Source organism: Streptomyces sp. TLI_171, from assembly GCF_003610255.1.
Taxonomy (GTDB): domain Bacteria; phylum Actinomycetota; class Actinomycetes; order Streptomycetales; family Streptomycetaceae; genus Kitasatospora.
Genome location: NZ_RAPS01000001.1, coordinates 1,296,763 through 1,308,872, shown reverse-complemented (window position 1 = coordinate 1,308,872; position 12,110 = coordinate 1,296,763). Strand labels below are relative to the sequence as shown.

Genomic DNA, 12,110 nt, shown 5'->3' with positions numbered 1-12,110 from the left:
CCGTGTCTGCCCCTGCCCCCGTCTTCCACTGGTTCCTGCCCACCGGCGGGGACGGCCGCGACCCCGGCGGCGTGACCGCCGTCCAGGCCCGCACCGGCGCCGCCACCCGGCGGCCCGCCGACGTCGGCTACCTCGCCCAGGTGGCGCGGGCCGCCGAACAGGCCGGCTTCGCCTCGCTGCTCGCCCCGGTCGGCCTCGGCTGCGTCGATCCCTGGATCCTGGCGGCCGCGCTCACCCAGCACACCGACCGGATCGGCTTCCTGGTGGCGTTCCGGGCCGGCTTCGCCAGCCCCACCCTGCTGGCCCAACAGGCCGACGCCTTCCGGCGGTTCGCCGGCGGTCGGCTCCGGCTGAACGTGGTCACCGGCGGCGACCCCGCCGAGCAGCGCGCCTACGGAGACCACCTCGCCCACGACGAGCGCTACGCCCGCACCGACGAGGTGATGGCCGTGCTGCGGGACCTGCTCGACGGCAAGCGGGTCGACCACGAGGGCGCGCACCTGCGACTGGACGGCGCGCACCTGGTCGACCCGGCCGTCGAACACCCCGTCCCGCTGTACTTCGGCGGCGCCTCGCCCGCCGCCGAACAGGTCGCCGCCCGCCGGGCGGACGTCCAACTCCTGTGGGGCGAACCGCCGGCGGCGATCGGTGAGCGCATCGCCCGGCTGCGGGGGATCGCCGCCGACCGGGGCCGCACCCTCCGGTACGGGCTGCGGCTGCACGTGATCAGCCGGGACACCGCCGAGCAGGCCTGGGCCGAGGCGGACCGGATCCTGGCGGGCATCGACCCCGAGGCCGTGCGGGCCTCGCAGGCGCGCTTCGCCGCCATGGACTCCACCGGCCAGGCCCGGATGGCGGCCCTGCACGACCACGGCACCGCCCGCGACCTGCTGGTGGCGCCCAACCTGTGGGCCGGCATCGGCCTGGTCCGCGAGGGCGCGGGCACCGCCCTGGTCGGCTCCCACGACGAGGTCGCCGCCCGGCTCGCCGACTACCGCGCGCTCGGCGTCGACGAGTTCATCCTGTCCGGCTATCCCCACCTGGAGGAGGCCTACCGCGTCGGCGAAGAGGTCGTCCCCCGGGTCCACGCCCTGCTCAGCGCCGGCGGTGCCGGATGAGCGCCGCCGCCCCGACCGCAGGGCGGACCGCGGCCCCGGCCGGGCCGTCCCGCCCGGCCCGGGTCCTGCGAAGCGCTGCGCTGGGCGGCCCTGCGCGGCACCCCCGGGTTCGCCCGCCTGCGCGGCACCCTCGCCCGCACCCTGCGGGAGGCGGCCGACGGCAGCTGAGCCGGGGTCAGACCAGCCGGATCCGTTCGACGGCGGGCAGGGCGGTCGGCATCTCGTCCGTCACCCAGGCGTACTCGAGCGCGGAGAGCGTCCGCCCGTCGTCGTCCGTCCACAGCAGCAGTTCGCCGAGGTAGTCGCCGGAGGGGGCGTGGACCTCGCCGCCGACCGGGGCGAGGCGGGACGGAAGGCCGGTGTGCCGGCCCGGCTCCCGGACCCGCAGATCGACGCTGACCGAACGGGCGGACCAGGCCCCGACCACCTCGGTGCGGTCCAACTGGCCGCGCAGCTCGGCCGCGTGCGGGAAGTCGGCGGACAGCAGGTGCGCCAGGACGCCGCGTTCGGCGGCGTTCAGCGGGCGGGGCTCCACGGGCGGTCCTCCGGGGGTCGGGCGGCGGCGCGGTCGGCCGGCGCCCGGCGGCGGGCGGCGGGCGAGAGGGTGGGGGACTGCCAGGCGCCGTCCGGATGGTAGAGGTTCGTGCCGGGCGGGACGAGTTCGTCGATGCGGTCGAGGACGGCGTCGTCGAGGGTGAGGGCGGCGCCCTCGATCGCCGCGGCGAGCTGCTCGGGGGTGCGCGGGCCGATGATCACCGAGGTGACGGCCGGGTGGGCGAGCGGGAAGGCGAGGGCGAGCTCGGGCAGGGTGCAGCCGAGGCCGTCGGCGAGCTCGACGAGGTGTTCGACCACGTCGAGCTTGCGGGCGTTCTCCGGCAGCGCCGGGTCGAAGCGGTGCGGGGTGAGTGCGGCCCGGCCGCCGGTCAGGTCGATCGGGACGCCCTTGCGGTAACGGCCGCTCAGGAAGCCGGAGGCGAGCGGGGCCCAGGTGAGCACCCCCATGCCGTGGCGGCGGGCGGCCGGCAGCACCGAGGTCTCGATGCCGCGGGCCAGGATCGAGTACGGCGGCTGCTCGGTGCGGAACCGGGGCAGGGCGCGGCGCTCGGCCACCCACTGGGCCTCGACGATCTCGTCCGCGGGGAAGGTCGAGCTGCCGAACGCCCGGATCTTGCCCTGCCGGACCAGGTCGCCGAGTGCCGACAGCGTCTCCTCGACGTCCGTCCGGTGGTCGGGCCGGTGGATCTGGTACAGGTCGATCCAGTCGGTGCGCAGCCGCCGCAGGCTGTCCTCCACCGCGCGGACGATCCAGCGCCGCGAGTTGCCGCCGCGGTTCGGTCCTTCGCCCATCGGGAAGTGCACCTTGGTGGCCAGCACCACGTCGTCGCGCCGCCCGCGCAGCGCCTTGCCGACGATCTCCTCGGACTCGCCGGCCGAGTACATGTCGGCGGTGTCGACGAAGTTGATGCCGTGGTCGAGCGCGGTGTGCACGATCCGCGCGCACTCCTCGTGGTCCGGGTTGCCCACGGAGCCGAACATCATGGTCCCGAGGCAGTGGGTGCTCACCTCGATGCCGGTGCCGCCGAGAACGCGGTAACGCATGGCTGTCCCCTCTCTGGTGGACTGGTGGTGCCGGTCCGTTGGCGCCGGACCGTGCGGGGCGCGCCGACGGTCACTCTAGGAACTGGAGTGGGCTCTAGATCAAGTCGGTTCCGGACCGGGTCCGCTCCGCTCCTATGCTGGTCCGATGGAGTCACCGCACCCGCCGGCCGCGACGCTGAGCATCGGCCAGGTCGCCACCCGCACCGGCCTGAGCGTGCACGCGCTGCGCTTCTACGAGCGCGAGGGGATCCTCGCCGAGCCGGTGCGGCGCGCGGGCGGCGGGCGTCGCCGCTACACCGAGGGCGACGTGGAGTGGCTCAACCTCTGCATCGTGCTGCGTGCCTCCGGCATGCCGATCCCGGAGATCCGCCGCTACACCGAACTGGCCCGGACGGGGGCCGGCACCGAGCCGGACCGGCTGGCGCTGCTGCGCGCGCACGAGCAGCGGGTGCTCGGCCGACTCGCGGAACTGCAGCGCTCCTTGGACATCGTGCGGTACAAGGTCGCGGTGTACGAGGACTACCTCAAGCAGCGGCCGTAGCGCCGAGCGCGCCGCACGGGTGAAAACTTCCAGCGGCGGTGACATGTGGGGGATGCAAGTCTTCCGTCGAATCGTGCAACCGGTTGACGAGGCGTGCCTGAAAAGCCGTCAATAGGCAACAGACTCAAACGCATTCCAACGGAGTCCCCCACTCCCGCCCCCACAGAGAGGATCGACCGCGCATGCGTCGATTGGCCTGTGCACTGTCAGCGCTGCTGGTCTCGGCCGGCACCGCCGTCGCCCTTCCACCCGCCCTCGCGGCGGCCGCGACGTCCGGCCCCTACGTGCTCGAAGTCGAGGACATGGCGCTGACCAACTTCACCACCGAGACCGTGGACCACACCTGGAACAACACCCCGGTCGACCACGCCACCTACGCCAAGGGCGTGGCCGGGCAGACCAGTTCGGCCCGCTCCGCGTTCACCGGCGCCGCCGGCGCGTACGACCTGATCACCCGCTACAACGGCATGACCGCGAACGGCGTGACGTACCGGCTCACCGTCAACTCCGCCCAGGTGGACAGCTGGGCGACCGGCCGGCGATGGGGCGCCGACTACACCGACCCGAAGAACATCGACACCCGCACCACCAGCCGGATCACCCTCCGGCCCGGCGACGTCATCGAGTTGACCGCCGCCTCGGCCGGCGAGGTGCCGCGGGTCGACCGGATCACCGTGCAGCCGTACGTCGGCGCGCCGACCAGCGCGCTGAGCATCGACTCGCCGAACGCCACCCTGAACGACGGCTTCAACTGGGGCAAGGGCCGCGCGCTCGGCATGACCTTCTACCCCGGCAACCCGATGATGGGCCACGAACCCGAGTGGTGGCGCCTCAAGGACACCGCCCACACCACCCCCGCTCCCGGCTACTGGGGCGCCTACACCAACCGCGAGTCGTACTACAACCGCGACATCGCCCACCAGTCCGACGGCGCGCACGCGCTCGGCCTGGACGCCGAGACCTACAGCATGCTGAAGACCTTCGCCGGCGACGCCACCGCCCCCGGCCAGAACGGCTGGCCGCTGTGGGCGCACAGCTCCTACGGTGCGATGTACTACATCGACGGCACCGGCTTCCGCGAACTGCCCTCCCCGTTCAACCTGATGGCCAAGGCCTACAAGCAGTACCAGTGGACCGGCAACACCGACTGGATCAACGACCCGACGCTGTCCGCCTACTACGACTCCACCATGGGCGCGTTCCTCACCGACCACGGGGTCAGCTGGAACGACGCCGACCCGGCCGCCGAGCAGCCCGTGGCGAAGAAACAGCCGGGCGAGTACACCGCGACCTTCTTCGAGTTCCCCAACGAGAACCTGGTCTCCGCCGGCGACTCGCTCGGCTACCAGTACCAGTCGATGCTCGCCTACGCGGACATCCTGAAGGCCAGGGGCGACACCGCCGGCAGCGCCACCTGGGCCGGCCGGGCCCAGCGGCTGCGCAGCTACTTCGACGCCAACTGGTGGGACGCGTCCGCCAACCGCTACGACCGGGGCAAGGACGCGGCCGGGACCGGCTACAGCAGTTGGGGCCACGAGGCGAGCTTCCTGATGATGCTCACCGGCCTCGGCGACCAGGGCCCGCGCACCAACAGCTACCTGGACTTCATCGCCGCCAACGACGACAGCCTCAACGTCGAGGCGACCTCCTACCTGCCGGAGATGTACTACCAGTACAACCGCTCCACCGAAGGCTGGTCCTGGTTGCAGAAGTTGATGACCGGCCGGGACAGCTACCCCGAGGTGTCCTTCCTCGCCGTCAGCAGCGTCGTCGACGGCATGATGGGCGTCCAGCCCGACGCCCCGCACGGCAAGGTCGCCACCGTCTCCCGCCTCACCGCCGACACGCCCTGGGTGGAACTCGACCACCTCAAGGTCGGCGGCAACGACCTCAAGCTCAAGCACACCGGCACCACCGCCTCCACCCTCACCAACAACTCCGGCGGCACCGTCAGCTGGGAGGCCCAGTTCTACGGAACCCCGGCCACCATCACCGTCAACGACGTTCCCCGGACCCCGCAGACCAAGACCCTCTACGGCCGGACCGTCTCCTACGTGACCGTCCCCGTCGCCGCCGGAGCCACCGTCACCGCCGACACCGGCACCACCGCCGGCGACGGCGGACAGACCACCGCGCTCAGTGACCTGGCGTGGGTGAGTGCGCGCAGTGAATTCGGGGCGGTGCGGAAGGACCTGAGCGTGGACGGGCACGGGTTGTCGTTGAACGGGGTGTCGTACGCGAAGGGGATCGGGACGCATGCCAACGGGTCGGTGGCGTACGCGTTGAACGGGGGCTTTGCGCGGTTCCGTTCGCAGGTGGGTGTGGATGACGAGGTGGCGTCGAACGCGAGTGTCGTGTTCGAGGTGTGGGGTGACGGGGTGCGGCTGTACCAGAGTTCGGGGGTGATGACGCCGTCGAGTGCGACGCAGTCGGTCGACGTCGATGTGACGGGGGTGAGGACGCTGGAGCTGCGGGTCACCGACGCGGGTGACGGCATCAACAGCGACCACGCCGACTGGGCCGGCGCCAAGCTGGTCGGCTCCGCCGCGCCGACCGCGCTCAGTGACGTGGCGTGGGTGAGTGCGCGCAGTGACTTCGGGGCGGTGCGGAAGGACCTGAGCGTGGACGGGCACGGGTTGTCGTTGAACGGGGTGTCGTACGCGAAGGGGATCGGGACGCATGCCAACGGGTCGGTGGCGTACGCGTTGAACGGGGGCTTTGCGCGGTTCCGTTCGCAGGTGGGTGTGGATGACGAGGTGGCGTCGAACGCGAGTGTCGTGTTCGAGGTGTGGGGTGACGGGGTGCGGCTGTACCAGAGTTCGGGGGTGATGACGCCGTCGAGTGCGACGCAGTCGGTCGACGTCGATGTGACGGGGGTGAGGACGCTGGAGCTGCGGGTCACCGACGCGGGTGACGGCATCAACAGCGACCACGCCGACTGGGCCGGCGCGCAGTTGCTGGCGTAGCGCCGGAGGCCGGGTGCCCGGGCCCCCGCGTGGTCGGCGGGAGCCGGGCACCTGGCGGTCCGTCAGCCCGCGCTGCCGGGGCGGGTGTCGTCGTAGGTGCTGGTGCCCTCGTCCAGCAGCGGGCCGTCGGCGGGCCGCGGGTGCTTGAGGTGGGCGGGGGCGAGGGCGCGCAGGCCGTGGTAGCCGAGCACGACGATCAGGGTGCCCAGGGCGATGCCGCCGAGCTCGAAGTTGTCGGTGAACTTCAGGGTGACGTTGCCGATGCCGATGATCACGCCCGCCGCGACCGGCACCAGGTGCAGCGGGTTGGTCAGGTCGACCCGGTTGTGGACCCAGATCTGCGCGCCGAGCAGGCCGATCATCCCGTACAGGACGACGGTGATGCCGCCCAGGACGCCGCCCGGGATCGCCGCGACCACCGCGCCGAACTTCGGGCAGAGGCCGAACAGGATCGCGAAGCCGGCCGCGCACCAGTACGCCGCCGTCGAGTACACCCGGGTCGCCGCCATCACGCCGATGTTCTCCGCGTACGTGGTGGTCGCCGGACCGCCCACCGCCGTGGACAGCACCGTGGCCGCGCCGTCCGCCATGATCGCGGTGCCCATCCGGTCGTCCAGCGGATCACCCGTCATCTCCGAGACCGCCTTCACGTGACCGGCGTTCTCCGCGATCAGCGCGACCACCACCGGCAGCGCCACCAGGATCGCGGACGCCGAGAAGCTCGGGGCGTGCAGCGAGGGCAGGCCGATCCAGTCCGCCGAGCCTACGCCGGACAGGTCGAGGCGCCAGTGCTCGGTCGACGCCCCGCCGCCCACCGGGGAGTCGATCCGCCCGAAGATCCGGTCGAACAGCCAGGACACCAGGTACCCGAAGACCAGCCCGAGGAAGATCGCGATCCGGGACCAGAACCCGCGCAGCACCACCAGCGCCAGCCCCGTGAACGCCATCGTCAGCAGCGCCGTCCACTGGTCCTGCGGCCAGTACGTGCCCGCGGCGACCGGAGCCAGGTTGAAGCCGATCAGCAGGACCACCGCCCCGGTGACCACCGGCGGCAGCACCGTGTGGATCACCTTCGCGCCGAACCCCTGCACCACCGCGCCGCACGCCGCCAGCACCGCGCCGACCACCAGCAGCGCACCCGTCAGCGTCGCCGCGTCCCCGCCCTGGGTCTTGATCACCGCCGCCACGCCGACGAACGACAGGCTGGACCCCAGGTACGACGGGATCCGACCGCCCGTCACCAGCAGGAAGAAGACCGTGGCGACGCCCGACACCATCACCGCGAGGTTCGGATCCAACCCCATCAGCACCGGCGCGACGAAGGTGGCCCCGAACATCGCCACCACGTGCTGCGCGCCCAGCCCGACGGTCCGCCCCCACGACAGCCGCTCGTCCGGCTTCACCACCGCACCGGGCCGCGGAGAGCGCCCGTCCCCGTGGAGCTTCCATCCGAATGCGACCTTCATGCTGTGTCCCGTTCTGCTCGACCGAAGCCTCCCGGAGAGGCTCCAGGCGTAGGCGCTGCCGGAAACATGATCTCCCGGCCGCGCAGCAGGCCGTTCGCCGAAGCACCGGTGTCGCTCACGACGCCGCCCGCCGCCAACGCCCGACGGCCCCGACCGCTACCGGGTGCGCAGGCGGAGCCAGAGCTCGGTCAGCGCGTTCCTCGCCCGGTCGGTCAGCGGCCGCTCCTCGGGTCCGGCGAGCCAGGACTCGTAGAACGCCGGCTGGGCGGCGACGGTGCCGACGGAGCTCGGCGCAGCACGGTCGAAGACGGCCACCCGTTGTCGAGGAGTCCGGCCCGGCGTCAGCACGTACAGGGTGCGTCCGCCCCCCATGTCACGGGACATGCCCGACGGGTAGGCGTCGATCCGGGCTCCGTTGCAGAGCAGTTGGAAACCCAGAGGCTCGATCTGCGGCCGGAGGCGTGACAGGGCATCGAACAGGAGCCGCCAGGTCTCCTCCTCACCGCCCGGTCCCAGGACGCCCATCGGCAGATCGGCGGCCATCGGTTCCCCCCGTTGCTCGACGTGCGGTGCGGGCGCGCAGGCGCCACCGTACTTGACGGCTCGTGGAAAAGAGTGTGTCCGGAAGATGTCCTGGTGTGACAGGGCGGGTCGGTCCGGGCACGGCCGATCGGCCCGTGGCGGGTGGTGCCGCGGGCTGGGTGCGCCGGGGCGTTCGCCCTGTTCGGCGGGGGATCGGGAGGCTGCTGACGCCCGGTCAACCTTGATCCAGACATGGCTAGTTCCTTGACCGCAACATGATCAATATCTTGAACCTGACATGATCGGCGCGCTGAGTCAAGGGGTTGTGTGAGCGTTCTGACCTGCCATACGCTCGCCGTATTCGAACGGTGATCAAGACGGGGGTCTCTGTGCATCACGTATTCGGGAGAGTGGGTTGCTCCGACATTTCGGCCGCGCTGCTCTGCTGTCGCGGATGCGGGACCTGTCGCTAGCACCGTCGCGGCCGGCCGTGAACAGCCGGCGATGACGTACCGGGACCGCGTGCGGCGCACCAGCCGCGGGCGAGGTCCCCGCACGTACCCCTTCCAACCATCCGAGTGATCCCACCACGGCCACGCCGGCCGCTGCCTCCGCATGCGCCGGTGCGATGCGGTGCGCCCGCACGTGCCCGTCCCGGGCGGCCGAGAACGACGAACGACCACGACGAACGACGACGACGAAGGATGCGCGATGAGTGCGTTGGCCCAGCGCCACGTGGTGGTCCTCCACCGGTGGCGGGCGGAGTATGTCGACTACGCGACCGTGCTCGACCACACCGCCGACCGCGTCAGCTACGTCACGACCGAGGTCGGCCGCGACCGGGTGCCCGCGACCGCCGCCGGGGTGGAGATCGTCGCCGCCACCGACGACCTGGTGGCGGCCCGCCGGGCGGTCGCGGCGCTCGCGGAGCGGCACGGCCCGCCGCAGCGGATCGTCGCGCTGAAGGAGGACGACCTGCTCACGGCCGCCGTCCTGCGTGCGGAGTGGGGCTGCGAGGGCACCCGGCCCGAGCAGGCACTGCGGTTCCTGGACAAGCTGGTGATGGCGGAGGTGGTGGCCGACCGCGGCCTCGCGGTGCCCGCGCTGGCGGCGGTGGACAGCGCCGAGGAGGTCCGCTCCTTCGGTGAGAAGTTCGGATGGCCCGTCATCGTCAAGCCCAGGATCGGGAGTTCGAGCGACGGCGTGGTCCGGCTGGGCGGCCCGCAGGACGCGGACGGGATCGACTTCGCCGCCCGGCCGATGCTGGCGCAGGTCTTCAACCCGCACCCGATCTTCCACGTGGACGGGATGTTCCTGGACGGCCGGCTGGCCGCGTTCCGCGCCTCCCGGTACGTCAACAACTGCCTGGACTTCCGGACCGGCGAGTACCTGGGCTCGGTGGAGGAGGACGACCCGGGGACGGTCGCCGCGATCGGCGCCGCCGCGGAGCGCTTCCTGGCCGCCTTCGACACCGATCCGCTGGTGTTCCACCTGGAGCTGTTCGTCGGGCCGAACCCCGACACCGGCGCCGTGGAGTGCACCTTCCTGGAGGTCGGCGCCCGGGTCGGCGGCAGCGAGATCCCGTTCCTGTGGCGCGAGGTGCACGGCTACGACCTGATGGCGGCGGCGCTGCGGATCCAGCTCGGCGAGCCGGTGCAGGCACCGGTGCTGACGGACCGTGAGGTGGCGGGCTGGCTGCTGGTGCCCTCGCCCGCGCGCCGCCCCTGCCGGATCACCGAGGTCACCCCGCTGACCGGCGCGGTGCCCGGCCTGTACGCCGAGGCGCTGCTGCAGCCCGGCGAGGTGCTGCCGCTGGCCGACGCCTACTACGAGCACGTGGGCGGCCGGTTCCGGTTCCGCGGCGCCACCAGCCGGACGGTGGAGGAAGCCATCCAGACCGCCGCCGCTGACTTCCGGATCAGCGCCGAACCCGTGGGAGACGTCGCATGAAGCATGTCGTGCTGGTCGATCCGTACGCCCCCGCGCGGGGCCTGCCGCCGGCGTTCCTGGCGGCCGGGTACCGCTGCGTGCGGCTGCAGAGCACGCCCGAGGTGCCGCTGGTGTACCGCGGTCCGCTGGACCTGGACGGCTACGTGGCCAACGTGGTGCACCGCGGCGACGTCGGGCAGACCCTTGCGGAGCTGGCCGAGTACCAGCCCGTCGCGGTCCTCACCGGCAGCGAACTGGGCGTCGAACTCGCCGACGAGATCAGCGAGTTGCTGGGGCTGGACAGCAACGGCAGCAAGCTCAGCGAGACCCGCCGGGACAAGTTCCGGATGATCGAGCAGGTGGCCGCCGCCGGCCTGCGGGCGCCGCGCCAGGCCCACGTGTCCGACGCCGAGGAACTGCGCGCCTGGCACCGCGAGGTCGGCGGCCGGATCGTGGTCAAGCCGCTGCGCAGCGCCGCCGGCGACGGCGTGACCTTCTGCGACACCCCCGAGCAGTCCGCCGCGGCGCTCGCCGGGATCATGGGGCGGGAGAACATCTTCTCGCTGCCGAACCTCGGCGCGGTCGCGCAGGAGTACCTGGTCGGCGCGGAGTACATCGTCAACACCGTCAGCCGGGCCGGCCGGCACCACGTCACCGACTGCTGGGGATCCGGCCGGCTGACGGTCAACGGGATCACCGACCTGCTGGTGGAGAGCGTCCTGCTGGCCTCGGACGCGCCCGAGCTGACGGCGCTGACCCGCTACGCCTTCGACGTGCTGGACGCCCTCGGCATCCGGTTCGGGCCCGCCCACCTGGAGATCAAGCTGACGCCGGACGGGCCCTGCCTGGTCGAGGTCGGCGCGCGGATCTCCGGCGGCGAACTGCCGTACTACGCGGCCGAGGCGATCGGCGAGGCCCAGCTGGAGTGGACCGTCGACAGCTTCGTCCGGCCGGAGCGCTTCGACGAGCGCTGCGGGACGCCGTACCGGCTGAAGCACCACTTCGCCTGGTCGGCGCTGGCCTCGCCGTTCGAGGGCACGCTGCGCGGCTACCGCGGCGTGGAGCAGATCGAGGCGCTGCCGAGCTTCCGCGCCCTGCGGACCTTCGTCGAGCCCGGCGGCGCGCTGCGGCCCACCGTGAACGACATGACCTACCCGCTGACCGTCACGCTGCACCACGAGTCCGAGGGCGTCCTGCAACGCGACCTCAACACCGTCAGGTACCTCGACGGAGCCGGCTTCTACGACGTCGACCACCACTAGCAGAACGGCTGACCATGCGCATTGTCGACCTTACCCACGGCTTCTACGAGGGCATGCCGTCCTACCCGGCGGACTGGTTCCCGCAGTTCAGCTTCGACCGGGCGATGACCCCGGAGACCGACCCGTACGGCACCAACCGCACCTTCTCGACGCTGCACATCTTCCCGCACAACGGGACGCACGTGGAGTACAAGCTGCACTTCTACCCGGACACCGAGGGCATCGAGGACGTCCCGCTGGAGACCCTGATCGGCCGGGCCTGCGTCGCGGACCTCTCGCACAAGGGCGACCTGGAGCCGGTCACCGGCGAGGACCTGGACAAGGCGGTCGGCGAGGTGTGGACCCCGGGCGACCGGCTGCTGATCCGCACCGACTACCTCCGCCACAACTGGGGCGCCGCGGACTACTGGGACCGCCCGCCGTATCTGACCCCCTCGGCCGCGCAGTGGGCGATCGAGCACGGCGCCTCGCTGGTCGGCTTCGACTGCCTGACCGAGCGCCCGGGCGACGCCGAATCGCCGGTGCACCACGCGCTGCTGGCGGCCGGCATCCCGATCCTGGAGTACATCACCAACCTGCACGAGCTGGAGCAGTCGGTGGTGCAGCTGATCGCGCTGCCGATCAAGGTCTCCGGCGTGGAGGCCGCACCGGCCCGCGTGGTGGCGGTGGAGTACCCGGACGCGGCGATCCCCGGGGCGGGTCGCTGA

10 protein-coding genes are annotated in these 12,110 nt (G+C 72.0%); 6 read left to right on the top strand and 4 right to left on the bottom strand.

Features of this window, described 5'->3' with window-relative positions:
- The first annotated feature begins 2 nt into the window (after positions 1-2).
- Positions 3-1,118 carry an LLM class flavin-dependent oxidoreductase gene (locus BX266_RS06010; RefSeq protein ID WP_099897879.1) on the top strand — a complete coding sequence of 372 codons (1,116 nt, stop codon included), beginning with the start codon at positions 3-5 and terminating at the stop codon, positions 1,116-1,118.
- Positions 1,119-1,293: 175 nt separating this feature from the next.
- Here the strand turns inward: BX266_RS06010 and BX266_RS06005 are convergent, their stop codons facing one another.
- Together BX266_RS06005 and BX266_RS06000 are read right to left on the bottom strand one after the other, a co-directional pair.
- On the bottom strand, positions 1,294-1,653 hold the full coding sequence (locus BX266_RS06005) for a hypothetical protein (protein ID WP_099897878.1): 360 nt from the start codon (positions 1,651-1,653) through the stop codon (positions 1,294-1,296).
- Entirely contained in the window at positions 1,635-2,717 is a 1,083-nt protein-coding gene (locus tag BX266_RS06000) for an aldo/keto reductase (RefSeq protein ID WP_099897877.1), read from the bottom strand. The genes BX266_RS06005 and BX266_RS06000 overlap by 19 nt, the downstream gene beginning before the upstream one ends.
- Positions 2,718-2,862: 145 nt before the next feature.
- Here BX266_RS06000 and BX266_RS05995 point away from each other — a divergent pair, with 145 nt between their 5' ends.
- On the top strand, positions 2,863-3,258 hold the full coding sequence (locus BX266_RS05995) for a MerR family transcriptional regulator (protein ID WP_099897876.1): 396 nt from the start codon (positions 2,863-2,865) through the stop codon (positions 3,256-3,258).
- 182 nt (positions 3,259-3,440) lie between these two features.
- Complete coding sequence (locus tag BX266_RS05990; RefSeq protein WP_099897875.1) at positions 3,441-6,224, top strand: NPCBM/NEW2 domain-containing protein; 2,784 nt, start codon at positions 3,441-3,443, stop codon at positions 6,222-6,224.
- A 62-nt stretch (positions 6,225-6,286) separates the two neighbouring features.
- Here the strand turns inward: BX266_RS05990 and BX266_RS05985 are convergent, their stop codons facing one another.
- Together BX266_RS05985 and BX266_RS05980 are read right to left on the bottom strand one after the other, a co-directional pair.
- The gene (locus tag BX266_RS05985; protein WP_099897874.1) at positions 6,287-7,690 is read right to left on the bottom strand and encodes a uracil-xanthine permease family protein; all 1,404 of its coding nucleotides are present in this window, start codon (positions 7,688-7,690) and stop codon (positions 6,287-6,289) included.
- Positions 7,691-7,846: 156 nt separating this feature from the next.
- Positions 7,847-8,233: a hypothetical protein gene (locus tag BX266_RS05980; protein WP_099897873.1), complete on the bottom strand. Its 387-nt coding sequence runs from the start codon at positions 8,231-8,233 to the stop codon at positions 7,847-7,849.
- A gap of 690 nt (positions 8,234-8,923) precedes the next feature.
- Here BX266_RS05980 and BX266_RS38390 point away from each other — a divergent pair.
- Genes BX266_RS38390 through BX266_RS05965 form a run of 3 tightly spaced genes read left to right on the top strand, consistent with a single transcriptional unit; the run spans position 8,924 to position 12,110 of the window.
- Positions 8,924-10,162 (top strand): acetyl-CoA carboxylase biotin carboxylase subunit family protein, encoded by a 1,239-nt coding sequence (locus BX266_RS38390; RefSeq protein ID WP_180290397.1) that lies wholly within the window; start codon positions 8,924-8,926, stop codon positions 10,160-10,162.
- Positions 10,159-11,403 (top strand): biotin carboxylase, encoded by a 1,245-nt coding sequence (locus tag BX266_RS05970; protein ID WP_099897872.1) that lies wholly within the window; start codon positions 10,159-10,161, stop codon positions 11,401-11,403. The genes BX266_RS38390 and BX266_RS05970 overlap by 4 nt, the downstream gene beginning before the upstream one ends.
- 14 nt (positions 11,404-11,417) lie before the next feature.
- Entirely contained in the window at positions 11,418-12,110 is a 693-nt protein-coding gene (locus BX266_RS05965; RefSeq protein ID WP_099897871.1) for a cyclase family protein, read from the top strand.